Here is a 25,608-nt window from a genome sequence, read left to right as displayed (position 1 = left end):
GGCATGGCAGATGACGACAACGCCGTGTGGGCCGAGTACGGCGACACCTTGCGACTGCCGATCGACGCGGACTCGGACTACATCTCCGCCATCCCGTGGGAGCGGGCGGCGCTGATCGGGGACCGGCCGCTGATCGATATCGGTTGCGGCAGCGGTCTGACGACGTTGGCGCTCGCGGCTCGCTTCCCACTGGCCGAGATCCTGGCTGTCGAGCCCGACCCGTTGATGCGGTCGCTGCTCATGTTGCGGGTAGCTGAGCGACCCGAAATTCGTTCCCGGACAACGGTATTGCCGGAGTCAATACTCGATGTGTGGCTGCCGGACGAATGCGGTGGGGCACTGCTGTTCAATGTGATCTATTTCCTGGGCGGTCGGACCCGCGACAGGTTCTGGACCCGGATGGCGCAGGTGCTGGTGCCCGGTGCGCCGATCCTGATGAGCCGCTCCTACGGCGGTGTTCCTGACACGTTGGTCGAGCGTCACCTCGCGGGGTCCGCGACGATGGGTCGGCACGAATACCAACGGTTCTTCGAAGCCAAACCTGCCGGTGAGGGCCGAGTCGAAATCGTCAACACCTACATCGTGTTGCGCGACGGTGAGCAGGTGCGCACGGCGCGGACCGTTGTGACACCACTCAGCCTTGACGAGGAAGTCATCCTTTCGGAGATCCCGATCGGCAAGTTCTCGATCGAGGAGATCGACGAGAACTACATCGCCGTCCGTCGCCAACCCGATCTGCGTCGCTGACTGCGATGGCTTCAGCCGGGCGGTGGCTCGTGGTGGCGGTGGCGGCGGCCGTGGGTTGTGCCGGGTGCAGCACCCCTGGCACCCTCGGCATCCCCAGCCACTCGGTACCGGTTACGACGGCTGGAGGGCCCAGCAGCAACTGGTTGAGCTATCACGCGAACGACGCACGTACCGGGCAGGTTGCGGTCGGCGTGGCTGCGGGGACGCCCAGGCATGCGTGGACCCGCGACCTCGGGGCTGCGGTGCGTGGCCAGGCTTTGGTGTTCGGTGGGCGGATCCTGGTGGCGACCGAGGCCGACCGGGTGGTGGCCCTACGCCCATCCGACGGTGCGGTGCTCTGGTCGCGCACAGTGGGCCGTCCGCTGACCGACGTCGTACAAGTAGCCGGGTGCGGCAACATCGATCCGCTCGGGATCACCAGCACGCCAGTCATCGACCCGGCCACCGGCACCATGTATGTCGTTGCCGAGATTGCTGACGGTAGGGGAGCAGCCCATCACCAACTCGTCGGCCTCGATGCTTCGACGGGTGCCATCCGTAGCAGCGTGCGCGCCGATCCTCCGTTACCGAACGGCGAGCGGCCGGTCCAGCTGCTGCAGCGCGCCTCGCTGGCGTTCGACGCCGGTCGGGTCATGGTGTCGTACGGCGGGAACTCTGGTGACTGCGGCACCTACCACGGGTGGGTGGTCTCGATCGATCCGCTGCATCCGACGCGGCAGCGGTCATTTGAAGTGGCTTCCGACGGCGGAGGCGGTGCCATCTGGCAGTCCGGTGGCGCGCCCGCGATCAATGGCGCCGGTGATATTTACGTGTCGACCGGGAATGCCAATCCTGATCCCCCGCAGGGCGGCCCGGACCCGAAGAAGTACACCGAGAGTGTCGTGAAGCTCAACGCGGAGCTGGCGCCGGTGGCTGCGTATAAGGACCGTGAAGCCGGCGGTGACGAGGATGTGTCGACCGCAAACCCCGTCCTGCTTCCGGGCGGAATGGTGTTCGGGGTCGGCAAGACCGATGTCGGCTTTCTGCTGCGATCGGGCGACCTGAGCATGGTCGCCAAGATCCCCGGTGTCTGCGGGAGCGACCCGGATGGTGGGCCGGCGTATGACGCCCGCACGCAGCGACTCTTCGTCCCTTGCCGTGGTGGCGGCATCCAGGTCATCGAGGTGGCCTCTGCAGAAGTCGGGCCGCGGCTGTCCGGAGCGGACAGCTCACCGGTCGTACTCGGGGATGTCGTCTGGGCACTGGACTCCCACACAAACACGCTCGCCGGTTGGGATCGGGTGAGCTTGAAGAAGGTAGCCGGCGTGGCGGTCGGGTCCGATGTGCCGGTCTTCAATTCGCCCAGCGTCTACAGCAAGGTGGGTGCGAGGGCTGGAATCCTGCTGGTTCCTACGGTGACCGGCGTAACGGCTTTCGACTGAGCGCACAGCGCAGCGCCGAGCCGAGCCGGTCAATGACCCAGTAGTTGGGGCACATCGCGTTCGGTGAATGCGGACCCGGTCACACCCTGCCGCAGTTCCGCTGACAATCGGTGCCGGCGTCGCCGTTGACGGTGAAACGTGGGGCTTAGCCACTTGTCGCCCGCTGTGGACGAGTAACAACCCCGGGGCCTAGGGTTACGCCAATGCGTGCGGCATACGGACTTCTTCTTAGCTGCCGCGACGAGGCCTGACTTTCGGCTTTCCTCGTCGCGGAGGTCGTGCTGCCCGAGCCGAGCCCATCGCAATCAAAGGCGAGTTCCGTGATTCACCCCCAGCAAACCTCTCCCATGCCGATCGGCAAATACGCACCGTTCGATGAGCAGATCGTCGTCAATCTGCCCGACCGCACCTGGCCGGACAAGAAGATGACCCAGGCGCCCCGGTGGTGCGCTGTCGATCTGCGCGACGGTAACCAGGCACTCATTGACCCGATGAACGCCGAGCGCAAGATGCGAATGTTCAAACTCCTGGTGCGGATGGGCTACAAGGAGATCGAGGTCGGTTTTCCCAGCGCCAGCCAGACCGACTTCGACTTCGTGCGTGAGCTCATCGACAACGGACATATCCCTGACGACGTGACGATCCAGGTGCTGACCCAATGTCGGGACGCATTGATCGAGCGCACCTTCGACGCCATCCGCGGGTCGAAGACCGCGATCGTGCATTTCTACAACTCCACCTCGGTGCTGCAGCGGCGGGTGGTCTTCGGGTTGGACCAGGACGGCATCGTCGACATCGCGCTGCAGGGTGCGCGGCTGTGCCGCAAGTTGGAGGAGACGGTTGCCGACACGGACGTGTACTACGAGTACTCACCGGAGTCCTACACCGGCACCGAGCTGGAGTTCGCGGTGCGAGTCTGCAACGAGGTAATCGACATCATCGACCCCACCCCGGATCACAAGATGATCATCAACCTGCCGGCGACCGTGGAGATGGCCACGCCCAACGTCTACGCCGATTCGATCGAGTGGATGAGTCGGCACCTGGACCGGCGGGAAAGCGTGATGCTGTCGTTGCACCCGCACAACGACCGCGGCGAAGGTGTGGCCGCCGCTGAGCTCGGCTACCTGGCAGGGGCAGATCGAATCGAAGGATGCCTTTTCGGAAACGGCGAGCGCACCGGAAATGTCTGCCTGGTGACGTTGGGGATGAACCTGTTCAGTCAGGGCATCGACCCGCAGATCGACTTCTCCGACATGGACGACATCCGCCGCACCGTCGAGCACTGCAACCAGCTGCAGGTGGACGAGCGCCACCCGTGGGGCGGTGACCTCGTCTATACCGCCTTCTCCGGATCGCACCAGGACGCGATCAAGAAGGGCTTCGAGTGGATGGACAAGGACGCTGCGGCAGCTGGTAAAGGAATCGACGACATCGTGTGGGGTGTCCCGTACCTGCCGATCGACCCGCACGACATCGGTCGGACGTACGAGGCCGTCGTACGGGTCAATTCCCAGTCGGGCAAGGGCGGTTCGGCGTACATCCTGAAAGCCGAGCACGGCCTGGATCTGCCCAAGCGGTTGCAGGTCGAGTTCAGCGGCGTGGTGCAGCGACGCACCGACCAGCACGGCGGCGAGGTGAGCCCTGCCCAGTTGTGGGCGATGTTCAGCGATGAATACCTGCCGGGCACCGGTGAGGGCGATGCCGCGTGGGGCCGGTTCGCTCCGGTCAGTTACCAGGTCGACGGTGCCGAAGGTCAGGACCACGTCGTGGTGCAGATGACCGACCGTGGCGAGCCGATCGCCGTCGAAGGCTGGGGCAATGGTCCGATCGCGGCATTCGTCGACGCGTTGCACAAAGTCGGTTCCGATGTGCGGGTGCTGGACTACGCCGAGCACGCGATGACGGCAGGTGGCGATGCCCGCGCCGCGGCCTACCTCGAGTGCGCGATCGGCGAGCGGGTCATCTGGGGCGTCGGTATTGACAGCTCCATCGTCCGTGGCTCGATGACCGCGATCCTCTCGGCGCTCAACCGCGCCGAGCGGGAGCCAACCACCGCCTGATCCCACGATTTGGACATGCTGATCGGGGCACATATGACCCGATCAGCATGTCCAAACCGGGTATGTCCGAAAGCGAAATCGAGGAGGCCGTTATGGGCGCGTTGTGGCATCCATTCAGTGACATGGGGGCCGTCGAGCGAAACGGCGAGTTCGTGATCACCCGCGGCGAGGGTTGCTACGTGTGGGATGACTTCGAGCAGCGCTACCTCGACGCTACGGCGGGGCTCTGGTTCGCCAACGTCGGGCACGGCCGCGAGGAACTCGCTGAAGCTGCCGCTCAGCAGATGCGCACTCTTGCCGCGTACTCGACCTTCGGCGATTTCACGCCCGACGTGACGGTGCAGTTGGCCGAGCGCCTTGCAGGGATTGCCCCCGTACCGGGATCGAAGATCTTCTTCACCTCCGGTGGCTCGGACTCGATCGAGACCGCGGCGAAGATTGCCCGCCGGTACTGGGTGGAGCAGGGGCAGCCCACCCGTCGGATCCTGATCGGGCGCGAGAAGGCTTATCACGGAATGCATTACGCCGGTACGTCGCTGGCTGGCATCCCCGGCAACCACGACGGGTACGGCGAGCTGATCACCGATCAGGCGCACGTTGCCTGGGATGACGCCGAGGATCTGCGCGCCACCATCGAGCGGATCGGGCCGGAGAACATCGCGGCGTTCTTCTGCGAGCCGGTGATGGGCGCGGGCGGGGTCTACCCGCCGCCGGAGGACTATCTACTGTCGGTCCGCAAGATCTGCGGCGAGTACGAGGTGTTGTTCGTCGCCGACGAAGTCGTGACCGGCTTCGGACGGATCGGGGGATCGTGGTTCGCTTCCACCCGTTACGGCTTGGAGCCTGATTTCGTGACGACGGCCAAGGGACTTACCTCGGGGTACCTGCCGATGGGCGCGGTATTCGTTGCGCCGAAGGTGGCGGCCCCGTTCTTCGAGCCTGACGCAGGCCGCTGGCTTCGCCACGGGTACACCTACTCGGGCCACGCGGCCGCTGCGGCAGTCGCGCTCGCCAACCTCGACATCATCGAGCGGGAGGGCCTACTCGACGAAGCAACGCGGCTGCAGGACAGCCTTGCCGCTGCGCTTCGTCCGCTCGAAGACCACGATGCGGTGAGCGAAGTGCGCTGCGGCACCGGAGCTCTGGCTGCCGTTCAGCTTGCCGATCCCAGTGCGGCGATGGCCCTTGCGAAGCAGTTGCGACACCACGGGATAGCTACCAGAGCTGTCGGTGCGGGCGGGATCCAGATCTCCCCACCGCTGATCATGACCGACGAGCAGGTTCAGGAGTTGGCCACGGCCCTCGCCGCGGCGCTCGACGACTGACGAGGGTCCTAGGATTTCCTGGTGCCGCCGAAGTCCCCGCTCCCGCCTCGGAACGGGCTCGGCGCGTCCTGGTTGCGCACGCCTGACCGGGGAAAGCCGACACCCTGGCCGACCATCCGGGACTTCCTGATCGGTCGGCTCGGCCCGTTAGGGGCTGACGGGGTGGACGCGATGCTCGCGGGTGGGGAGTTCGTCGACGACCGGGGCGCCCGTTGGTCCGGTGTGGAATCGGTCCTCCCCAACACCTTCATCTGGTTCCACAAGCAGTTGCGGCCAGAGGTAGTTGCGCCCTTTGAGCTGCCGGTGATCTATCGGGACGAACGGATCCTGGTGATCGACAAGCCTCCCTTCGTTGCCACGACCCCGCGTGGCCGGCACGTGCTCAATAGCGTCGTAGTGCGAGCTCGCACCGAGCTTGAGTTGCCGGAGCTGTCGCCGGCCCACCGGCTGGACCGGCTCACCGCCGGTGTCTTGATCCTGACGACGCGTGCCCGGTGGCGGGCGGCCTACCAGGAGTGCTTCCAGCGTCGCCGGGTCCGTAAGCGCTATCTGGCGATCGCCCCGATACGCCCTGACCTCCAGCTGCCACGGGTGGTGCTGAGCCACCTTGCGAAGGCGCCGGATTCTTTGCAGGTCAGGGAGATTCCCGGCCGCACGCCGAACGCGGAGAGTGAGATCGAGTTGTTGGAACGCCGTTCAGGTTTCGGTTTGTATCAACTCCATGCCCGGACCGGCCAGATGCACCAATTGCGGGTGCATCTGAACGCGCTCGGCATCCCCATTGTCGGCGACCCGCTCTATCCGATCGTGGGCACGCTGACCGACGACGATCACGAGAACCCGCTGCGCTTGTTGGCGGCGCAGACCAGCTTCGTGGACCCGGTGGATCACGTGGCACATACTTTCTGCAGCGCGCGGCAGCTGCGCTGGCCTGATCAGGAACAGGCGGCATACTGAGCCCAATGAGCTGTCCGGTGCGTCTGCTGTTTCACTCGCCGCGAATCCCGCAGAACACCGGGACAACCATCCGGTTGGCGGCCGCCACGGGTGCACAGCTACATCTGGCCGGACCGTTGGGTTTCGAACTGACCGATGCCCGCCTGAAACGAGCTGGGTTGGATTATCACGAGCTGGCCACTTTCACGGTGCACGAGGACTTGGAGGCGGCGTTCGAGGTCCTGTTGCCCGCCCGGGTGTTTGCGTTCACCGCCCACGCGGCGCGCTCCTACACCGAGATCAGCTATCGCACCGGTGATGTGCTGCTGTTCGGCGCCGAGCCGACAGGCCTGCCCGCCGAGGTATTGGCCGATCCGCGGATCACCGAACCGGTCCGCATCCCCATGCTGGCGGGGCGACGGTCGCTCAACCTGGCGACGGCCGCCGGCATTGCGACGTACGAGGCGTGGCGACAACTCGGCTTCGACACCGAGAGCGGCTGAGAATCACCGATCGTCCAGTTCGTAATTACGACGGTCGCCATCCGATCGAGACGCTCGGGCAGCCCCGGCGCGAGGGAAAGGGAGCCATGGCTTCGCAATCGCAGCTTCAGCAAGCGGTCAGCTTCGCCACCCAGTTGTATGGTGACAAGGCGGCCCGTGCCTACCACGCGTTTATTCGACGTGAGCCGCTGGCGCAGGTCGCCTACGGCGCTCGCCGGCGCAACCCCTATCCCAACTACGAGATTGTCCGTAGCCGAGGTCCGTTCGTACGCAACAGGTTCGGCCATCTGACAACCGTGGATCACGCGATCTGCAAAGAGATCCTCCGGAGCCGACGGTTCGGGCCGCGCTCGGAGCAAGAGGTCAATACACCAGGTGGCGAGGGTGGCGACCTGTCGTTCCTCGGTTACAACCCTCCCGATCACACCCGGTTACGCCGGCTGGCCGCACCGGCGTTCAGCCCGCGTCAGATGCAGCAGTACCGGCCACTGATCGAGGAATGTGTCGAGGCCCTGCTCGATGACGCCGAACGGGCTGGGAAGTTCGATCTCGTATCGTCCTTTGCAGCACCACTGCCGATCACCGTCATTACCCGGTTGATGGGGATCCCCGCGAACGAGACCGAAGAATTCGCGACCTATGGCGCGACTATCGGTACGGCGTTGTCGGGGGTCACCTCGCTGCGACACGCAGCCCGACTGGTCGAGGCCGATAAGGCGCTCGAGGCGATCTTCACTCGACTCTTCGAGTTGCGTCGTCATGACCCGCAGGAGGACATCGTTTCCTACGTCGTTGCTGCAGAAGGAGACTCGATCACCCCGTCTGAGATGGTGCCTCTGTGCACCCTGTTGTTGGTGGCCGGCTTCGAGACGACAGTCAACGGCATCGGTAACGGGGTGCTTGCTTTTATGGCGCACCGCGACCAGTGGGAGCGACTCGTGGCCGACCCATCACTGGCGGCCTCGGCAGTCGATGAAGTGTTGCGGTACGACGCCCCCGTCCAGGGCACGTCGCGCATCTCCTTCGACGACACGACGATCGCAGGGGAGCGGATTGCCAGGGAACAGTTCGTGCAATTGCGGCTCGGCGGGGCGGGCCGTGATCCGAAGGTCTTCGAGCGCCCCGAGCAGTTCGACATCACCCGTGCGAACGCCTCCGAGCACCTGGCGTTCTCGGCCGGGATCCACTACTGCCTGGGTTCACCACTCGCGCGACTTGAGCTGGAGATAGCGCTCGCTGCTCTGGCTCGTCGGCTACCCCGTATGAGGCACGTCGGTGGACACGCGAAGTATCGACGCTCTCTGGTGATCCATGGCCCGTCCTCGGTGGCCATGAGCACGTCATGATCGTGTGGCTGAACGGGACCTTCGGCGTCGGCAAGACGACCGTGGCGACGCTGCTGACTGCGAAAGATTCCAGGCTGCGGATGTTCGACCCCGAGTGGGTCGGCTACATGGTGGCGAACAATCTCACCGATCACGAGGTCACCGACTTCCAGCAGCTGGCTCCATGGCGCGCGTTGACGCCGCTGGTCGCCGACGAGTTGATGCAGTTCACCGGCCAGCATCCGGTCGCAGTCCAAAGCGTTCTCACGCTGAGTTACTGGCACGAGATCTCATCGGGGATTCGCGCGCTCGGCCACGGCATCCTGCACGTCCTCCCTGACCTCGTCTGACGTCGCTGACCGGGTGCTGGTCGCAGCACGACTGTGACCGCCGAGCGTCGGCCGGCAGGACCCCGTACATCCAGTGGTTGCATCTTTTGCTGAAGGTGCTGCAATTGCGCGTCCCTCACAGAAAGTTGCAACCCGAGCGGCCTTCTTTGAGCCAGAGAGTCCCTGGGAGTGGTGGGTCAGCGGATGCCGCGTGGGCGGAACTGGATGCTGATCCGCGGTCCGACCCGGCCCGCGGTCTTGGGGATGGCATGCTCCCAGGTGCGTTGGCAGGACCCGCCCATCACCAGTAGATCACCGTGGCCAAGGACGTGCCGGACAGTCTTTCCGCCGCCGCCGCCGCCGCCGCCGCCGAGCGGGCGCAGTAGCAGCGCTCGTGGCGCGCCGATCGAGACGATCGCCACCATCGTGTCCTGGTGCGACGCCCGTCCGACCCGATCGCCGTGCCAGCTGACGGAGTCGCGCCCATCGCGATAGAGGCACATTCCGGCGGTGGTGAATGGTTCTCCGAGTTCAGCCTCGTAGTAGCAACTGAGATCCGAACGGGCCTGCGACAGTATCGGGTCGGGCCACGGCTCACTTTCGTCATAGAACCTCAACAGCCGCGGCGTTGCGACGTCGCGCTCCCACATCACCCGGCGCTCGCTGCGCCAGTCGACGTCCGCTGATCCGCCTGGGCACAGTCGGGTGAACAGTTCGTCCGCGCCGGTGAGCCACCCGGGTCGCACGTCGACCCAGGCCCCCTGCGTGAGTTGCGTGCGCCGCATTCCGGTCGACAACGAGCGCAATCCGATGTGCTCGACCTGGTCGAGGAGTGAACCCTGCAGAGCGAACGTCATCGCCCAATAATAGACGTATGTTCGAACGGGGTCGACGCGGAGGGCTCTCATGTCCGGCTTCGGTCGTCGTGCATCACTCGGCCAGCAGGTCGAGTTCTTCGTCTACGTAGGGATCCGTCGAACCCAGCGCGTCCAGTTCGGCTTTCAACGCGGTCTGCATGATGAGCGCCTCGTCACGGCGGTTCAGCTTGCGCAGCGACCACCCCACCATCCACCGGGCGACTCGGGTCTCGGCGGCGGCCCCGATGTGCTCGCGTGCTGCCACCGCCTGACCGAACACGTCCAGTGCCGCGTTGAAGTCACCATCATCGGCGTAGTTCATGCCGATGTTGTTCAACAGCGATGCGTCCCAATCGCGGGCAGATTCGTCGGCGCTGGAACGGGCCACCTCGAGCGCGTGTTCGTTGATCGCCTTCTGGTCCGCGGCCGGTGCAACAAGCGCCTGCATGTGAAGTGCGTCGATGAGTAGGGCATCGATGCCTCCCGCCTCCGCAATCGTGGCGGCTTGTTCGAAGTGCGGGCGGGCCTGATCTTGGTCTCCTCGGGAGCACAATACACGTCCGCGCTCCAGCTGAACGCGCGCTGACGCCTCGTGTCCCGAGGGTGTCAGGCTGTCGAGGACTGCAATCGCTTCGGGGTACTTCTCCTGCAGGCGAGTGCGCGGGCGTACTGGGTCAGCCATGCGGTGCGTGCGGGTTCCTGCGCAGCGTCGGCCAGTGCGCTGAAACGTGCGGCGGAGGTTTCAGGGTCCGCGAAGTCCCAGAGGGGGCGGGGGTCGACCATCGGTGAAGTATGGCAGCGGACGGACCGACTCAGCCGTTCCAGGTCTCCAGCACGGCGCGCGCGGCGCTGTATCCGCCCAGTCCGCTGACTCCGCCGCCGCGACGAGAACCGGCACCGGCCAACAGCACGCCGGAGTACGCGGACTGCACGCCCCAACGTGCGGCGGCATCCCTCAGATCTTCCTCATCCTCCGCGAACGGCCACGACAGCGGGCCATGGAAGATGTTGCCTCCGGGCATGTTGAGCGCGTCCTGCAGATCACGGGTCGTTTTGGTCTCGATGCACAACTGCCCGTCCGGCATGCGTAGGACGGCGTCTTCGATCGGCTCGGCAAGCACGCTCGAGAGCGAATCAAGCGTCGCCCGCTCGAAACGGACGCGCTCAGCATCCTGGTCTGCTCCCTCGAGAAGGCGGTCGGGGGCGTGCAGCGCGAAAACCGTCAGGGTCTGGGCGCCCGACTGCTGCAACTGCGGTGACAAGATGCTCGGGTCGGTGATGGAGTGGCAGTAGATCTCGGCCGGTAGCGGATCGGGCAGGTTTCCGGAGTGCGCCGCGCGGTAGGCACTTTCGAGCTGACTGTAGGTCTCGTTGATGTGGAAGGTGCCACCGAAGGCTGCGTTCGAGGCCACTGACGCGTCTCGCAGTTTCGGCAGCCGGGAGAGCAGCAGATTGATCTTCACCTGTGCGCCCTCCGAGGGGCCACGACCGGTTCCCATCACGTCGTCCAGGGCCCCGGGCGCGGCCGCCCACAGCACGTGCCGGGCCGATACGCGTGCTTCGTCTCCGGCGGTGCTGCGCCACGTCACTGAACCGTCGCTCACGGACAGGACGGTGGCGTCGGTTCGTAGGTCAGCTCCACCTTCGCGGGCTGCGCGTTCCAACTCGCCGCTGACCGACCCCATCCCACCGACGGGCACGTCCCAGTCGCCGGTGCCGCCGCCGATCACGTGGTAGAGAAAACAGATGTTCTGCTGCAGATCGTCGTCGTGGGCCGCGGCGTACGTCGAGATCAGTCCGTCCGTCAGTACGACACCGCGCACCAGGTCATCGGCGATGGACGTCTCGATGACCTCACCGAGCGGACGCTCCAGAAAGTCCCGCATGATGGAGTCGTCGGCGATCGAGGCGCGCACGTCGCGGCGTCGGGGCAGAGGTCCGGTGACCGAGGGCCACAGCGCCTGCGCGAGGCGGGTCGTGCGGGCGTAGAGCCGGTCCCACCCATCGACATCACTGCCGGCTCCGATGCGTTCGAACGAGGCACGCGTCGCGCTCGCATCACCATGGTCCACCAGCAACCCCTGATCGGTGCCCGGCTTGGGGGTGTAGGAGGAGTAACGCCGACGCGCCAGGTGGATGCGTAGTCCCAGGTCATCGATGATCTGCTGGGGTAGCAGGCTGACCAGGTAGGAGTACCGCGACAGTTGGGCGCCCATGCCCGGGAAGGCTTCGGCCGACACCGAGGCCCCGCCGAGGTGATCCGAGCGCTCGAGCAGCAGGACGGATCTACCGGCCCTGGACAGGTATGCGGCGGCAGTCAGGCCATTGTGGCCACCGCCGACTATGACCACATCGACATCGGCTGGGACTGTATCTACTGGGACATTGCGGGGCTGCTGCATCGCCATACAGTAAGAGTCGGGTGTGTCACCTGTCCATCGATCCACGATGATGGACCCACCATGCCCACCTACAAGGACGTCGCGATCGTGCTGCGGACCCACAAGCTGGGCGAGACCGACCGCATCGTCACCTTGCTGACGCGCGGGCGCGGCAAGATCCGGGCGGTCGCCAAAGGTGTGCGTCGCACCAGGTCCCGCTTCGGCGCACGACTGGAGCCGGGCATGGTCGTGGATCTGCAGTGCTACGAAGGTCGCTCGCTCGACACGGTTACCCAGGCTGAACTCATAGCCTCCTACGGCGATCACATTGCCCGCGATTACCCCGCCTTCACCGCCGCGACGGCCATGCTGGAAACAGCGGACCGGCTGAGCGAGGAACACGAACCGGTTGTGCAGCAGTTCAATCTGCTGGCCGGGGGGCTCGCGGCACTCGCGAATCACTCCCATCCGGTCGGGCTCGTGCTGGACTCCTACCTGCTGCGGGCGGTGTCGATCGCGGGTTGGGCACCCAGCTTTGTCAACTGCGCCGGTTGCGGGGCGATCGGGCCGCATCGCGCCTTCAACCTCGCCGCGGGTGGCGCTGTCTGCCATTCCTGCCGTACGCCAGGCTCCTCGGCGCCCGACCCGCTCACCTTCGAGTTGTTGGCTGCCTTGCTGACCGGCGACTGGGAGCGGGCTGAAATCTCCGACCATCGAGCCCGCCGGGAAGCCGACGGGCTGGTCGCGGCCTACCTGCAGTGGCATCTGGAACGCGGGGTGCGGTCGTTGAGGCTGATCGACCGACCCGATGAAGACGCATCCGTTGCTCAGATCGAAAGGGCGGTCGCTCGGTGACCCCTCCCGTCCCACCGCCGCCACTGGCCACCGGTGAGCGCCCGCCGGTCATTCCCAAACGGCTGGTGCCCCAACACATCGCGATGGTGATGGATGGCAACGGTCGATGGGCCAACGCACGCGGACTGCCGCGCACCAAAGGTCACGAGGCCGGCGAAGCGCAACTCATCGACGTCATCGCGGGAGCCATCGAGGCGGGGGTGCCCAACCTGTCGGCCTACATGTTCAGCACCGAGAACTGGCGGCGCTCGCCGGATGAGGTGCGGTTCCTGATGGGCTTCAACCGTGACGTGATCCGTCGACGGGTAGATCTGCTGCACTCCTGGGGCGTGCGTTGCCGTTGGTCCGGTCAGCAACCTCGGCTGTGGCGTTCGGTGCTGAAGGAGTTGCGTCGCGCCGAAGAGATCACGGCGGACAACACGGTGATGACGCTGCAGATGTGCGTCAATTACGGCGGGCGTGCGGAGATCGCGTCCGCGACCAGGCGGATTGCCGAGCAGGTCGCGGCCGGCACGCTCAAGCCCTCGAAGATCGATGAACGGACCATCGCGCGCAACCTGGACTGGCCGGATATGCCCGATGTCGATCTGTTCGTGCGATCCTCCGGTGAGCAGCGGACCAGCAACTTCCTGCTGTGGCAGTCCGCGTACGCCGAGCTGGTCTTCCTGGACACCCTCTGGCCCGATTTCACTCGCCTCGACCTGTGGCGCGCAATTCAGATCTTCGTGGACCGGGACCGGCGGTTCGGTGGAGCGGTCGATGCCGCTCGGTAGTTTCGGCTAGGGACTGAGCGGATGACGGTCACCGTGCGCGCTCAGCAGGTCAGCGATCTCCCGTATCTGACAGGTGGTGACAGCCCGTACGACGATTTCGGCCCGCGCGCGATACCGACGGCAACCCGAACCGCCGACCTGGACGGTGCCGGCGGCCTTTCCGTCGTGGCTGCGGACGGATCGATTGCCGGATCGATGAGTTGGCACTGGGTGCGGTGGGGGCCGAATGAAGATTCGCGCTGCCCGATGATCGGCATCTGGTTACGAGGCGATCATCGAGGTCACGGGGTGGGTACCGCTGCTCAGTCACAGTTGGCGCAACTTTTCTTCACGCACACGGCCGTCAACCGGGTCCAGGCACACACCGACGTTGCCAATGTCGCCGAGCAACGAGCCTTGCAGAAGGCGGGTTTCACCCGCGAGGGAATCATCCGCGGCGCGCAGTGGCGCGATGGGGCGTTCCGCGATGGCCTGCTCTACGCACGCCTGCGTGAAGATGTGCCCCGGTGACCGAGGGGCTCAGCGTAGGCCGGACAACAGGCTGACGACGCCGAGCGCGACGACGAGCATGAGGACGGACAGTCGCATCTGACGCTCCAGCCCAGTCAGCCGCGGCCAGGCGAGGTAGACGCCCCATCCATGCACCAGCGCCACGATCGCGATCAGGATCGCGCCGACGACACCGCTGAACACGAGCCCGAGTACGAGCAGAAGAACAAGCGACCCGATGACGAGCACTGCGGGTATTCGAGCGAGTCGTTGTACGAGCGGGTCGCTGGCGTGTTCGATTTTGATGCGGATCGCAGATTTGTGGACGCGAGGCTGCGGTCGAGTCGTCGTGGGTGACACGGTTGCACAGCGTACGTGGCGCGCAGGTGACAGATGTCATGGCGCTGTCATGACGTGCGCCGCAGGGCCACCTGCTTCGTGACCGACAACCTGAACCCATGATCACTACAGCACCCGCCAAGAAGTCTCATACGAACGCGAGGCGGCTCGCAGGGGGAGCCGCCATCACGCTCACCGGCGTGCGTAGATCCTTTGGAAGTGTGCACGCCGTGCAGGGCATCGATCTGCAGGTCCAGCAGGGTGAGATCGTCGCCTTCCTGGGACCGAACGGGGCCGGTAAGACCACCACGATCGACATGATCCTCGGCCTGGGTAAACCAGACGAGGGCAGCGTCCAGACCTTCGGGATGTCACCCCGGGACGCGGTTGCGCGCGGCCTGGTGGCAGCGGTCATGCAGACGGGCGGTTTGCTGCGGGACCTGTCGGTGGCTGAAACCGTCCAGTTGACGGCCAGCCTTTTCGTCCAGACCCGCGAGGTGCAGGAATGTCTGGAGCGCGCGGGTATCTGGGGAATCCGCGATCAACGGGTGATGAAGTGCTCCGGCGGCGAGCAGCAGCGGTTGCGGTTTGCGATGGCGCTGGTCAGTGACCCGGCGCTGCTGGTGTTGGACGAGCCGACTACCGGGATGGACGTGACCGGGCGACGGGATTTCTGGGCTGCGATCCGCAGTGATGCCGCCCGCGGCAGAACGGTTCTGTTTGCGACCCACTACCTGGAGGAGGCCGATCAGTACGCCGACCGGATTGTTCTGGTGCGCCGCGGTCAAGTCGTCGCGGACGGCACCGGAGCGGAGATCAAGGCGCTTGCGAGCGGTCGCACGCTGCGTGCGACCGTGTCCCACCCTGACCGCGAAGCCCTGCTGGCGATCGAGGGCGTGGAGGGAGTCGACATCCAGGGTCAGACCGTCACCATCACCGCACACGACAGCGACCCCGTCGCCCGGGCTCTGCTGACCACCACCGATGCGCGTGATCTGGAAATCACTGCGCAAGGCCTGGAGGAGGCGTTCGTGGCGCTGACCTCCGATAACACCACTGACGGAGACCACGCATGAGTGCCATTGCTGCCAACCCACCCGAGCAGGTCGCTACTTCGCCGATTGCGCTGGACCGCACAGTGCCGAAATACGGCGGTTTCAACGTCACTCTGCTGCGCATCGAGCTGGTCCGGATCCTGCGCAACAAGCGCTCGATGTTCTTCACCATCGCACTGCCGGTGATCTTCTTCTTCATGTTCCGGGCCGAGAGTTTTGCCTCCGGCAGCGGTAATTCGGCCGCGTGGACGATGGTCTCGCTGGGGTTGTACGGCGCATTCGTCGCCAACGCCGGCACGGCGGCCGGTGTCGCTGTCGAGCGGGCCCAAGGCTGGTCGCGTCAGCTGCGCCTGACCCCGCTGAGCGCAACGTCCTACATTCTGGCCAAAGTGATCGTCTCCTCCACGATCGCCGTGACGCCGTTGGTGATCATGTACGCGCTCGGTCTCTCTTTCGGTGCAACGGCGCCTGCGGGGGACCTCGTGCTCGCGTTCGCGGTCAGTTGGGTCGGTTCGATGCTGATGGCTGCGTTCGGGTTACTCGTCGGCTTCATGATGCCTTCTGAGAACGTGATGCAGCTGATGGGGCTCGCGACGACCTTCCTGGCGTTCGCTGGCGGCATATTCTTCCCGCAGCCGATCTTCAGCCACGGCTTCGATCTGTTCGCACGGTGGACCCCGATGTACGGCGTTACGGCGATGGCCCACGCAGGCTTCACCGGCTGGACCGGGTCCTGGATGTGGCTCGCGAACATTGCCGGCTGGGCGGTCCTTCTCGGTGGGGGCGCGGTGTTCATGTTCCGCCGCGACACCGCCCGGGTCTGACAAGCTGAGCCTTGTGAACAGGCTGATGCAGTGGCGGGGGGTGTTGCACCGCACCACCTGGGAGAGCGACGCCGCCGATGACCGCGCACCGCTGATCGGATTCTTCTGGGCGGGAATTTGGCTCTTTTGGTTGCTGGGCCCTCTCGTGGACTCGCTGCAGATGCTCGACCGGCCGAGAGGCTGGATCGGAGCGGCCTCCATTGTGTTGTTCGCTGCGTTGTATCTGTGGCACTGGATGAAGCGCTGGCAGGTCTTTGGTGGCGCAGTCATGGGCCCGGAGATCGAGAGACGCCGAGCCTCGCTCCTTCGATACTCCGGCTTGTTGATCCTGTCCCTGATCGCGATTTTCTCGATCGGACAGAGCGGGGCAGCCACACTGGTGTTCTTCGGTGTTTCGGCAATGTGGACATTCTCGATACCCGTTGCGGTGGCGATCTCAGCGAGCGTCGGCATGTCCTACGTCGTCATGTCGGTGGCGGTGCCGGGTTGGCAGGTCGACACGGGATTGCTGATCAGCCTCACGTTCGCCACCATTGCGACTTCTGCCGGCCGGGTCGCCGGCGGCCGGGCTCGGCAGTTGGAGGCCAGCCGCCGTGAGAACGCCCGGCTCGCGGTCGATGAGGAGCGCAACCGGATGGCGCGCGATCTACATGACATTCTTGGGCATTCTCTCACCGTCATCACGGTGAAGGCCGAGCTCGCAGGCAAGCTGATCGACGTGGATCCGGTGCGGGCACGCGCGGAGATCGCGGACCTGGAGCGGCTGTCCAGAGATGCGCTGGCAGACGTGCGTCGGGCCGTCACCGGTTTTCGCGAGGTCACCCTGTCGGGGGAGTTGGCCCGTGCCCGTGAGGGGTTGCGTGCCGCCGGAATCCGGGCTGAGCTACCGACCGCGACCGACGAAGTGCCCTCGGACCTGCGGGAGGTTTTTGCCTGGGCCGTCCGCGAGGGCGTCACCAACGTCATCCGGCACAGCGAGGCGAGCACCTGCAGGATCCAGATCACCAGCTCCAGTCTCACGGTCTGCGATGACGGCGTTGGAGCGGTCACCAGTCGGTCGAAGGGGAACGGGCTGCTCGGGTTGAGTGAGCGTGCAATGTCGGTGGGTGCTCAGCTGATTACCGAGAGTCTCCTGCCACGAGGCTTCAGCCTCACGATGACTGCGCCGTCGGCTCCGACGTGCGCCCGGTCGGTACCCGAGCGAGCCGCCTCGTCATGACGATCACGGTAATGCTGGTCGACGATCAGGCGCTGGTACGTGGCGCGCTTGCGGCGCTGCTGGAACTGGAGTCCGATCTGAGCGTGGTCGCCCAGGCGGGGTCCGGGGAAGCGGCGGTCGAAGCTGCGAGGCAACATCGGCCGGACGTCATTCTGATGGATGTCGAGATGCCGGGCATGGACGGCATTGCTGCTACTGCAGCGGTGCGCGAGGTGCTTCCCCAGGTCCGGGTCCTGATCGTGACGACCTTCGGGCGACCCGGCTATCTGCGCCGTGGACTCCAGGCCGGGGCAAGCGGATTCGTAGTGAAAGACACGCCGGCGGCTGAGCTGGCGGACGCGGTCCGACGGGTGCAACATGGCCTGCGAGTGGTGGATCCGCTCTTGGCGACCGAGAGTCTGGTCGCGGGCGAATCCCCGCTGACCAGGCGCGAGTCCGAGGTGCTGTTGGCGGCGAAGGTCGGCGGCACGGTGTCAGACGTCGCGAAGCGGGTGTTCCTGTCGGAGGGCACGGTGCGCAACCACCTGTCCGCAGCAATCGGCAAGACCGGCGCTCGCAACCGTGCCGAAGCAGTTCAGATCGCCGACGGTAACGGCTGGCTCTGAGGTAGAAAGTGTGCGGCACAGCGGCCCATACGCGGGTCTGCAGGGATGTTTGCGACACTGGGCGGCGTTATGACAGCACTTCTGCCTGCCCTGCGAATCGGCCGCCACGTCATCGAGACCCCCGTGGTTCTTGCCCCGATGGCCGGGATCACCAACCGCGCCTTCCGTCGGCTCTGCCGCGAGTACGGCGACCGCGATACCGCTGCCAGTGGCGCCCGCAGCCTGTACGTCAGCGAGATGATCACCTCCCGCGCACTGGTCGAGCGCAACGCCATGACGATGCGGCTCATCGAGCATGACGCAGCTGAAGCACCCCGCTCGATTCAGCTCTACAGCGTGGACCCTGTCACCACTGCACACGCGGTGCACCTGCTCGTCAGCGAGAATCGCTGCGACCACATCGATCTGAACTTCGGTTGCCCGGTCCCGAAGATTACCCGCAAGGGTGGCGGCTCTGCGCTGCCATGGAAGACCGACCTCTTTCGCGCGATCATTGCAGCAGCAGTGCGGGAGGCCTCTGCGTACGACGTTCCCGTCACCATCAAGATGCGCAAGGGGATCGACTCGGACCACCTCACCTACCTGGAGGCGGGTCGGATCGCCCAAGGTGAGGGGGTCGCTGCGGTTGCCCTGCATGCTCGGACGGCATCCCAGGCGTACTCCGGCACTGCTGACTGGTCGGCGATCGCCCGCCTCAAAGAGGTCGTTACCGAGGTGCCCGTGCTCGGTAACGGGGACATCTGGTCGGCGGAAGATGCCTTGGCAATGGTGGCTCAGACCGGGTGCGACGGAGTTGTCGTGGGACGCGGTTGTCTGGGACGGCCCTGGCTCTTCGCCGATCTCGCGGCCGCGTTCGAAGGCAGCGGTCAACGCATCCGTCCGACATTGCGGGAGGTCACCGCAACGCTGCGTCAGCACGCGACCTACCTCTGTCAGTTCTATGAGTCCGAGGAAAAGGGCTGTCGAGACATCCGTAAGCACATTGCCTGGTATTTCAAGGGATTCCGGGTGGGCGGTGAGTTGCGGTCCAGCCTGGCGCTGGTGGACTCGCTGGACTCCCTGGACCGGCTCATCGGCACCCTCGACCTCGATCAGCCCTGGCCCGGGGAGCCGGCAGAGGGCCAACGGGGTCGGGCGGGGTCCGAGCGGCGGGTGATCCTGCCGGACGGCTGGCTGAACTCGCGGTCGCTGGATGATCGACAGCGGGCCGAGATCGGGCAGGCGGAGTTGGCGGTCTCGGGAGGCTAGAAAGCCGGTGCGTAACGAATCCGTAGCGATCGTGGGTATAGCTCCAATACATTAAGAAAACCTGGCAAGACCTTGTAGGGTTCCTGACTGTGACGCAGAACACTTCAGGGTCTTCGGGATTCTCAGCCCCCGCCAGCTCCGGGCTGGTCGTCATGAGCGAGGTCAACAAGCACTTCGGCGACCTGCACGTCCTCAAGAACATCGACCTCACCGTTGCCAAGGGTGAGGTGGTCGTGGTGCTGGGGCCCTCCGGCTCCGGTAAGTCGACGTTGTGTCGCACGATCAACCGCCTGGAGACCTACGAGTCCGGCAGCATCTCCATCGACGGCATCAAGCTGCCGGAGGAGGGCGCCGAACTCGCCCGGCTGCGTGCTGATGTCGGCATGGTCTTCCAGTCGTTCAATCTATTCGCGCACAAGACGATCCTGCAGAACGTGTCGCTGGGTCCGATCAAGGTGCGCAAGGTCAGCAAGTCCGACGCTGAAGCGCGAGCCATGGAGCTGCTGAAGCGGGTCGGAGTCGAAGCCCAACGCGACAAGTACCCCGCGCAACTCTCCGGTGGCCAACAGCAGCGCGTCGCGATTGCTCGCGCGCTCGCAATGGACCCCAAGGTGATGCTCTTCGACGAGCCGACCAGCGCGCTGGACCCAGAGATGATCAATGAGGTCTTGGACGTGATGACCGGCCTGGCAAAAGACGGCATGACGATGATCGTGGTCACCCATGAGATGGGCTTCGCCCGTCGTGCCGCGGACCGTGTGCTCTTCATGGCAGACGGGGAAATCCTGGAACAGGGCCCGCCCGAGGAATTCTTCACCAACCCGCAGTCCGCTCGCGCCAAAGACTTCCTATCCAAGATCCTGACCCACTGAATTCGCGCTCGTTGATTTCTTTCTTGACCCGGCAGCTAACTATTTTCGGAGGAACCCCATGAAGATCCGCGCAATCACCACAGCAGCATCCCTGGCCGCCATCGGCGTCGCTCTGAGCGGATGCGGTGGCGACTCCGGTGGCGGTTCCGCCGCCGCGAAGGACGCGGTGTGCAAGCTGCCTGATTCCGGCGGCACCGTCAAGGTCGGGATCAAGTACGACCAGCCGGGTATGGGCCTCAAAGACGGTGACAAATACACCGGCCTCGACGTTGACATGGCGACCTGTGTGGCCGCCAAGATGGGTTTCAACAAGATCGACTTCGTCGAGACACCCTCCCCGCAGCGCGAGAAGATGCTGCAGGCCGGCACCGTGCAGATGACCTTCGCCACCTATTCGATCAGTCCCAAGCGCAAGAAGATCGTCTCGTTCGCCGGGCCGTACTTCGTGGCAGGTCAGTCCATTCTGGTGGCCAAGGCCTCCAAGATCACCGGTGTGAACGACCTGTCCGGTAAGAAGGTGTGCTCGGTCACCGGCTCCACGTCGGTCGACAACCTCAAAGAGAAGGCGCCGGCACTGGTGCCGCAGAAGTTCGACACCTACTCTGCGTGCGCCGAAGCGCTCGCTTCCGGTTCCATCGATGCGATGACCACCGACGACACAATCCTTGCCGGGTACGCGAACCAGGCTCAGTACAAGGACAAGTTCAAGCTCGTCGGCGGCACCTTCAGTGAAGAACAATATGGCGTCGGTATCAAGAAGGGCGATGCCGCGATGTGCAAGAAGATCGATGACGCAATCGCCAAGACCATCTCCTCGGGCGAGTGGAAGAAGGCCGTAGCGAACAACCTCGGCGCGGACTACAAGTTCAACGAGAAGACCAACCCCCCGAAGCAGACTGCTTGTGCCAGCTGACCGGAGGACGTCGTGACCAGTCTGTTCTCAGAATTCGATATCTGGGCGGCGTTCTGGACAACGATCAAGCTGACCCTGCTCAGCGGTATCGGAAGTTTGATCCTCGGCACCATCGTGGCCGTGTTGCGGCTGTCGCCAGTGCGGATTCTGCGGTTCTTCGGGACGTCCTACGTCAATATCTTCCGTAATACTCCGCTGACTCTGATCATCTTGTCGTGCAGTTTCGTGTTGTACATCCAGCTCGGACTCAAACTTGCCAACGACAGCGATCCCAACTTCGCCAACAGCAATACCTTCCGATTGGCGTGGATCGGGCTCACCGTCTACCACGCGAGTTATGTCTGCGAATCGCTGCGCGCGGGGGTCAACACGATCCCGCTCGGTCAGGCTGAAGCAGCACGCTCCATTGGTTTGACCTTTGCGCAGAGCATGCGGGAGATCATCCTTCCGCAGGCGTTCCGAGGAGCCGTTGTGCCGCTGGGTAATACCCTGATCGCACTGACGAAGAACACGACTGTGGCGGTTGTCATCGGTGTCAATGAGCTGTCTGCGGTGTTGAAGTCGGTGACCGAGCGTGATCCCGGGAGCCTCAACGCGGCGTTCTTGCTGATCGGGTTGCTCTTCGTGCTGCTGACCCTTCCCACGGGCCTGAGTATCGGCGTTCTCGGCCGACGCGTGGCGGTGAAGCGATGAATTCCTCGGTGCTGTTCGATGCGCCGGGACCGAAAGCTCGCCGCCGTCATCTGATCCTGGGCATCGTGGGTAGTGCCCTTCTCCTTGTGCTGCTCGCGCTGGCTGCGTTGCGGTTGAACGACAAGGGCCAGTTCGATGCTTACAAGTGGAGACCGTTCCTCACCAGTTCGCTGTGGAAGAACTATCTGCTGCCCGGACTGGTCGGCACGCTGAAGGCAGCGGCCATTGCCATCGTGATCAGTTGCGTGCTGGGTGCGGTGTTGGCGATGCTGCGGCTGATCGAACCGCCGGCGAAGCAGTCGCCCGTCGCTGTTCTACTGCGTGCGGTCAAAGTCGTCGCCGGGGCGTGGGTCGAGGTGACTCGCGCCATCCCGGTGCTGCTGATGATGCTGTTCATCTTCGGTCTGCTCAGCGCCCAGGGGTGGATTGATTCGGGGACACGACCGCTGGTCGCAACCGTCAGCGGGCTCGTCTTCTACAACTCTGCTGTTATTTGCGAAGTGATCCGATCGGGTGTGGACCAGTTACCCGGAGGCCAGCGGGAAGCCGGTCTGGCCATCGGTTTGCCGGCCGGTCAGACGGTTCGGACGATCCTGCTACCGCAGGCGGTGACCACCATGCTGCCGGCCCTGATCGGGCAGTTGGTGGTTGTGCTGAAGGACACTGCGCTCGGTTACACCGTCTTCTACGGGGAGTTGCTCAACCGAAGTAAGCCGGCAACGGCGGCAAACGGCAACATCTTCGCGATGCTCGTGGTGGTTGCGGCGATCTACATTCTGCTCAACTACGGCATCGGCAAACTCGCTGAGCTCGTTGAGCGACGGATGAAGCGGCGTGGTCGTAGCGCAGGGGCCGCACCGGGACCCGGCGGTGGATCGGGCGTTGTCGCTGGACCGTCGTCAGCAGGTCCCGCAGGTTTCGCTGCGCCCAGCGTTGGCAGCTGACCTTCCCGTCGCGGACTGTGGTCGGGTCGGGGTCACGCGACGGGTCGGTCGGGGTCGGTGATCCAATCCGACCAGGACCCGATGTACACCGCCGTCTGCGGATGGATGCCGGAAACTTCCAGGGCCAGAGCCAGATGGGTGGCCTGCACGCCCGAGCCGCAGTAGGTCGCGACCTGTGACTCGGGTCGAATGCCGTCAGCGGTGAAGCGCATCGCAAGGTCGTCGGGGGACAGGAAGCGTCCGTCGGGGTGCACGTTTTCCAGCGCCGGGACGCTCCTCGCACCGGGGATGTGCCCGGCGACGGGGTCGATCGTCTCGCCCCGCCCGAGAAATCGTGTTGCCGGGCGGGCGTCCAGCAGAGTGGAGCGGTCGGCGTACTCGGCAGCTGCATCTGCATCGACCAGCGCAACATGACCCGGGGTCGCCACAAAGTCTCCCTGCGCCGTAGGGATGTCTGTGGTGATGTTCAGCCCCGCAGCGCTCCAGGCGGTGAGGCCGCCGTCGAGCACTTGAACATCTTCTTTGCCGAAATACTGCAACAACCACCAGCACCGGCTTGCCGCCAATGAGTTTGCCTGGTCGTAGATGACGACGGGCCGCTCGTTGCATACTCCGGCCGCCCACATGGCTGCTTCGAAAATGGCAAGGTCGGGCATCGGGTGTCGCCCGCCCCTCTGTCGCGGGTGCGGGGTTCCGGAGCAGGCCTGCTCGAACTCCACCCACGCTGCCCCCGGCAGATGGCCTTCGTCGTACGAGGGCCGCAGGCTCGGCATACCGAGCGACCAGCGGACATCGAGCAGGGTCGGCCCAGGTCGGTCGGCGGTGACCCACTCGTGCAGGGTGGCGACGTCGACGAGCGGGCGTAGGGCACGCGTCATGTCTGCACAATAGGGGCTCCGCGCCGCAGCGGCATGTGCCAACCTTGGGGCCATGTGCCGCAATATTCGAGCGTTGAACAACTTCGCCCCACCCGCAACGGACGATGAGGTGCAGGCGGCTGCGTTGCAGTACGTTCGCAAAATCGCCGGTACACGTACTCCCTCGGTTTCCAACCAACCCGCCTTCGACCGTGCAGCGCAACTCATCGCCGAGCTCACCCGCGAGTTGGTCGACGCATTGGTGACCACTGCCCCGCCGAAGAATCGCGCAGTAGAGGCGGAGAAGACCAAGTCACGCAGCCTAGCGCGCTTCGCGGAATCCCGATGACCGGCTCCGAACTGCGCATCCAGAAACTGGACCGCACATCGCAGCGCGCGCTCACCGGGTGGCTGGCCGACGCCGAGCGCGCTGGTATCGACCTGGATGACGTTGCCTCGATCGAGCGAGCCTACGAAGCTCATTTTGATGCGGTGTTGGACACCCCCGAGACGCAGCGCGCCGACCCTACGCAGGTGCTGACGATGATCGGGATGGCGATGGGTGAATACGTCCAGCGTCGCTCCGACGTCTCCTGGCATGTGGTGACCGATACCGACGGGTCCGACCTGGCGCTGGTCGGTGCGGACGAGGCGGGAGTCCTCTTTCCGGCGGACCTGGTTGCCGACAACTGGAATGCAGGGCAACGTGGTTGGCTGGGCGAGTTTGCCGGACATGTGGTTGCTCAGCTCGGTGCCGAGAAGGCATGAGAGGTGCCCAGGAGGGGTCTGAGGCGCACCTCCCGCCGGGCTACTCGCTCGCGGACCGGCAACGATTCCTGCCCGAGGATCCAGCCCTGAAGAGGGCCGATCGCGACGATTTCGCACGCGACCGCGCGAGGGTGCTGCACTCGGCAGCCTTGCGCCGACTCGCGACGAAGACCCAGGTCCTGCCACCGGACACCGATGAACTGATTCGTAACCGGCTGACCCACTCGCTGGAAGTGGCACAGATCGGCCGGGAGTTCGGGGCGGCGCTGGGGTGCGATGCCGATGTCGTTGACATGGCGTGCCTCGCGCACGACCTCGGCCATCCGCCGTTCGGGCACAACGGTGAAGACGCGTTGAACCGGTTGGCGCAGCCGGCCGGAGGTTTCGAGGGCAATGCGCAGACGTTCCGGCTACTGACCCGTTTGGAGGCCAAGAGAGTGCGCGCCGACGGTCGGTCGGTAGGTCTCAACCTCACCCGGGCATGCCTGGACGCCGCGTCGAAATATCCCTGGAAGCGGGCCGAGTCTGGTTCAGAGACAATGAAATTCGGCTGTTACGAGGACGATGCCGAGATCTTCGACTGGGTGCGGGCCGGCGCTCCGGCAGGCGAACCGTGCCTGGAAGCGCAGGTGATGGACTGGGCCGATGATGTCGCGTATTCCGTGCACGACGTTGAAGACGGAATAACCTCCGGTCTTGTACCGCTCACCGCGCTGTGGTCGGCGGATGAGCGCGCTGCACTGGCCGACCTCGCCCGATCGACATTCGCGCCGCAGTTGGAGCGGGACCTGTTGGAAGAAGCACTCAGCGGACTGATTGCGAGCGGGATCGTCCCCCGCTCGCACGACGGTTCGCGCGCTGCGGTGGCAGCGCTCAAAGACATGACCAGTCGGCTGATCGGACATTTCGTGAGCACCGCTACCGACGCCACCCGTGACCGGTACGGTGTCGGCCCGGCGACCAGGTACGGGGCCCGCGTGATCGTCCCGCAGACCGTCCTTGCGGAGTGCGCAATGTTGAAGGCCATCAACGCATTGTTCGTGCGGTTGACCGACAGCCGTAATGCATTGCTGGCGGTGCAGCAGGAAGTGATCGAGGCGCTCATCGAGGCGTATCTGCGCGACCCCTCCCGATTGGATCCGATGTTTGCGGAGGATCTACGACGAGCCCAGGAGGAGGCTGGCGTGCTGCGGGTTGCCGTCGATCAGGTCGCATCCCTGACCGATCCCCGTGCCTTCGATCTCGCGAGGACGTGGTCGTGACGACG

General features: G+C 64.8%; 28 protein-coding genes. 23 read left to right on the top strand and 5 right to left on the bottom strand.

The window, feature by feature from the left end; translation table 11 throughout:
- The first annotated feature begins 3 nt into the window (after window positions 1-3).
- The 8 genes from V3G39_13320 to V3G39_13285 all read left to right on the top strand — a co-directional run bounded on the left by V3G39_13320 (window position 4) and on the right by V3G39_13285 (window position 8,670).
- Window positions 4-747, top strand: coding sequence for a class I SAM-dependent methyltransferase (locus V3G39_13320; protein ID XAS75623.1), 744 nt, complete (start codon window positions 4-6; stop codon window positions 745-747).
- A 5-nt stretch (window positions 748-752) separates the two neighbouring features.
- Entirely contained in the window at window positions 753-2,168 is a 1,416-nt protein-coding gene (locus V3G39_13315; protein ID XAS75622.1) for a PQQ-binding-like beta-propeller repeat protein, read from the top strand.
- Between the two features lie 320 nt (window positions 2,169-2,488).
- Window positions 2,489-4,231: a 2-isopropylmalate synthase gene (gene leuA, locus V3G39_13310; GenBank protein ID XAS75621.1), complete on the top strand. Its 1,743-nt coding sequence runs from the start codon at window positions 2,489-2,491 to the stop codon at window positions 4,229-4,231.
- 62 nt (window positions 4,232-4,293) lie between these two features.
- On the top strand, window positions 4,294-5,556 hold the full coding sequence (locus V3G39_13305) for an aminotransferase class III-fold pyridoxal phosphate-dependent enzyme (GenBank protein ID XAS75620.1): 1,263 nt from the start codon (window positions 4,294-4,296) through the stop codon (window positions 5,554-5,556).
- Window positions 5,557-5,577: 21 nt separating this feature from the next.
- Window positions 5,578-6,513, top strand: a complete 936-nt coding sequence (locus tag V3G39_13300) for a pseudouridine synthase (protein XAS75619.1) — start codon at window positions 5,578-5,580, stop codon at window positions 6,511-6,513.
- A 5-nt stretch (window positions 6,514-6,518) separates the two neighbouring features.
- Window positions 6,519-6,995 (top strand): tRNA (cytidine(34)-2'-O)-methyltransferase, encoded by a 477-nt coding sequence (locus V3G39_13295; GenBank protein ID XAS75618.1) that lies wholly within the window; start codon window positions 6,519-6,521, stop codon window positions 6,993-6,995.
- Between the two features lie 86 nt (window positions 6,996-7,081).
- Window positions 7,082-8,341, top strand: coding sequence for a cytochrome P450 (locus tag V3G39_13290; protein XAS75617.1), 1,260 nt, complete (start codon window positions 7,082-7,084; stop codon window positions 8,339-8,341).
- Window positions 8,338-8,670 carry a hypothetical protein gene (locus tag V3G39_13285; GenBank protein ID XAS75616.1) on the top strand — a complete coding sequence of 111 codons (333 nt, stop codon included), beginning with the start codon at window positions 8,338-8,340 and terminating at the stop codon, window positions 8,668-8,670. Before V3G39_13290 ends, V3G39_13285 begins: the two co-directional genes overlap by 4 nt.
- Before the next feature lie 176 nt (window positions 8,671-8,846).
- Here V3G39_13285 and V3G39_13280 read toward each other — a convergent pair whose 3' ends face one another.
- The 3 genes from V3G39_13280 to V3G39_13270 all read right to left on the bottom strand — a co-directional run bounded on the left by V3G39_13280 (window position 8,847) and on the right by V3G39_13270 (window position 11,908).
- Window positions 8,847-9,506, bottom strand: a complete 660-nt coding sequence (locus V3G39_13280) for an alpha-ketoglutarate-dependent dioxygenase AlkB (protein ID XAS75615.1) — start codon at window positions 9,504-9,506, stop codon at window positions 8,847-8,849.
- 73 nt (window positions 9,507-9,579) lie between these two features.
- Window positions 9,580-10,188: a tetratricopeptide repeat protein gene (locus V3G39_13275; protein ID XAS75614.1), complete on the bottom strand. Its 609-nt coding sequence runs from the start codon at window positions 10,186-10,188 to the stop codon at window positions 9,580-9,582.
- Window positions 10,189-10,318: 130 nt separating this feature from the next.
- Window positions 10,319-11,908, bottom strand: coding sequence for an NAD(P)/FAD-dependent oxidoreductase (locus tag V3G39_13270; GenBank protein ID XAS75613.1), 1,590 nt, complete (start codon window positions 11,906-11,908; stop codon window positions 10,319-10,321).
- Between the two features lie 60 nt (window positions 11,909-11,968).
- Here V3G39_13270 and recO point away from each other — a divergent pair, with 60 nt between their 5' ends.
- Genes recO through V3G39_13255 form a run of 3 tightly spaced genes read left to right on the top strand, consistent with a single transcriptional unit; the run spans window position 11,969 to window position 14,025 of the window.
- The gene (gene recO / locus V3G39_13265; protein ID XAS75612.1) at window positions 11,969-12,742 is read left to right on the top strand and encodes a DNA repair protein RecO; all 774 of its coding nucleotides are present in this window, start codon (window positions 11,969-11,971) and stop codon (window positions 12,740-12,742) included.
- A complete protein-coding gene (locus tag V3G39_13260) occupies window positions 12,739-13,515 on the top strand; it encodes an isoprenyl transferase (GenBank protein ID XAS75611.1) in 777 nt (258 codons plus the stop codon). Before recO ends, V3G39_13260 begins: the two co-directional genes overlap by 4 nt.
- Window positions 13,516-13,536: 21 nt before the next feature.
- Window positions 13,537-14,025 (top strand): GNAT family protein, encoded by a 489-nt coding sequence (locus tag V3G39_13255; GenBank protein XAS75610.1) that lies wholly within the window; start codon window positions 13,537-13,539, stop codon window positions 14,023-14,025.
- A 9-nt stretch (window positions 14,026-14,034) separates the two neighbouring features.
- Here V3G39_13255 and V3G39_13250 read toward each other — a convergent pair whose 3' ends face one another.
- Window positions 14,035-14,364, bottom strand: coding sequence for a DUF6703 family protein (locus tag V3G39_13250; GenBank protein ID XAS75609.1), 330 nt, complete (start codon window positions 14,362-14,364; stop codon window positions 14,035-14,037).
- Between the two features lie 98 nt (window positions 14,365-14,462).
- Between V3G39_13250 and V3G39_13245 the strand changes: the two genes are divergently transcribed.
- The 9 genes from V3G39_13245 to V3G39_13205 all read left to right on the top strand — a co-directional run bounded on the left by V3G39_13245 (window position 14,463) and on the right by V3G39_13205 (window position 22,716).
- A complete protein-coding gene (locus V3G39_13245) occupies window positions 14,463-15,419 on the top strand; it encodes an ABC transporter ATP-binding protein (protein ID XAS75608.1) in 957 nt (318 codons plus the stop codon).
- The gene (locus V3G39_13240) at window positions 15,416-16,222 is read left to right on the top strand and encodes an ABC transporter permease (protein ID XAS75607.1); all 807 of its coding nucleotides are present in this window, start codon (window positions 15,416-15,418) and stop codon (window positions 16,220-16,222) included. Before V3G39_13245 ends, V3G39_13240 begins: the two co-directional genes overlap by 4 nt.
- 13 nt (window positions 16,223-16,235) lie before the next feature.
- Window positions 16,236-17,441, top strand: coding sequence for a sensor histidine kinase (locus V3G39_13235; protein XAS75606.1), 1,206 nt, complete (start codon window positions 16,236-16,238; stop codon window positions 17,439-17,441).
- Window positions 17,438-18,046 (top strand): response regulator transcription factor, encoded by a 609-nt coding sequence (locus V3G39_13230; GenBank protein XAS75605.1) that lies wholly within the window; start codon window positions 17,438-17,440, stop codon window positions 18,044-18,046. The genes V3G39_13235 and V3G39_13230 overlap by 4 nt, the downstream gene beginning before the upstream one ends.
- Window positions 18,047-18,115: 69 nt before the next feature.
- Entirely contained in the window at window positions 18,116-19,294 is a 1,179-nt protein-coding gene (dusB, locus tag V3G39_13225) for a tRNA dihydrouridine synthase DusB (protein ID XAS75604.1), read from the top strand.
- A gap of 143 nt (window positions 19,295-19,437) precedes the next feature.
- The gene (locus V3G39_13220; protein ID XAS78242.1) at window positions 19,438-20,166 is read left to right on the top strand and encodes an amino acid ABC transporter ATP-binding protein; all 729 of its coding nucleotides are present in this window, start codon (window positions 19,438-19,440) and stop codon (window positions 20,164-20,166) included.
- A 58-nt stretch (window positions 20,167-20,224) separates the two neighbouring features.
- Window positions 20,225-21,079: a glutamate ABC transporter substrate-binding protein gene (locus V3G39_13215; protein ID XAS75603.1), complete on the top strand. Its 855-nt coding sequence runs from the start codon at window positions 20,225-20,227 to the stop codon at window positions 21,077-21,079.
- Window positions 21,080-21,091: 12 nt separating this feature from the next.
- Window positions 21,092-21,772 carry an amino acid ABC transporter permease gene (locus tag V3G39_13210; protein XAS75602.1) on the top strand — a complete coding sequence of 227 codons (681 nt, stop codon included), beginning with the start codon at window positions 21,092-21,094 and terminating at the stop codon, window positions 21,770-21,772.
- The gene (locus V3G39_13205; GenBank protein XAS75601.1) at window positions 21,769-22,716 is read left to right on the top strand and encodes an amino acid ABC transporter permease; all 948 of its coding nucleotides are present in this window, start codon (window positions 21,769-21,771) and stop codon (window positions 22,714-22,716) included. Before V3G39_13210 ends, V3G39_13205 begins: the two co-directional genes overlap by 4 nt.
- A 32-nt stretch (window positions 22,717-22,748) precedes the next feature.
- On the opposite strand, the gene V3G39_13200 is transcribed toward V3G39_13205, so the two are convergent.
- Window positions 22,749-23,594 carry a sulfurtransferase gene (locus V3G39_13200; GenBank protein ID XAS75600.1) on the bottom strand — a complete coding sequence of 282 codons (846 nt, stop codon included), beginning with the start codon at window positions 23,592-23,594 and terminating at the stop codon, window positions 22,749-22,751.
- Window positions 23,595-23,646: 52 nt separating this feature from the next.
- On the opposite strand from V3G39_13200, the gene V3G39_13195 reads away from it, so the two are divergent.
- Genes V3G39_13195 through V3G39_13185 form a run of 3 tightly spaced genes read left to right on the top strand, consistent with a single transcriptional unit; the run spans window position 23,647 to window position 25,603 of the window.
- The gene (locus V3G39_13195; protein ID XAS75599.1) at window positions 23,647-23,922 is read left to right on the top strand and encodes a DUF2277 domain-containing protein; all 276 of its coding nucleotides are present in this window, start codon (window positions 23,647-23,649) and stop codon (window positions 23,920-23,922) included.
- Window positions 23,919-24,341 (top strand): DUF3806 domain-containing protein, encoded by a 423-nt coding sequence (locus V3G39_13190; GenBank protein ID XAS75598.1) that lies wholly within the window; start codon window positions 23,919-23,921, stop codon window positions 24,339-24,341. Before V3G39_13195 ends, V3G39_13190 begins: the two co-directional genes overlap by 4 nt.
- A complete protein-coding gene (locus tag V3G39_13185) occupies window positions 24,338-25,603 on the top strand; it encodes a deoxyguanosinetriphosphate triphosphohydrolase (GenBank protein XAS75597.1) in 1,266 nt (421 codons plus the stop codon). Before V3G39_13190 ends, V3G39_13185 begins: the two co-directional genes overlap by 4 nt.
- The last annotated feature ends 5 nt before the right edge of the window (window positions 25,604-25,608 follow it).

Source organism: Dermatophilaceae bacterium Sec6.4 (genome assembly GCA_039636865.1).
Lineage (GTDB): Bacteria > Actinomycetota > Actinomycetes > Actinomycetales > Dermatophilaceae > Allobranchiibius.
The sequence above is the reverse complement of the archived record's forward strand: the minus strand, read 5'-3'. Positions and strand labels throughout refer to the sequence as shown.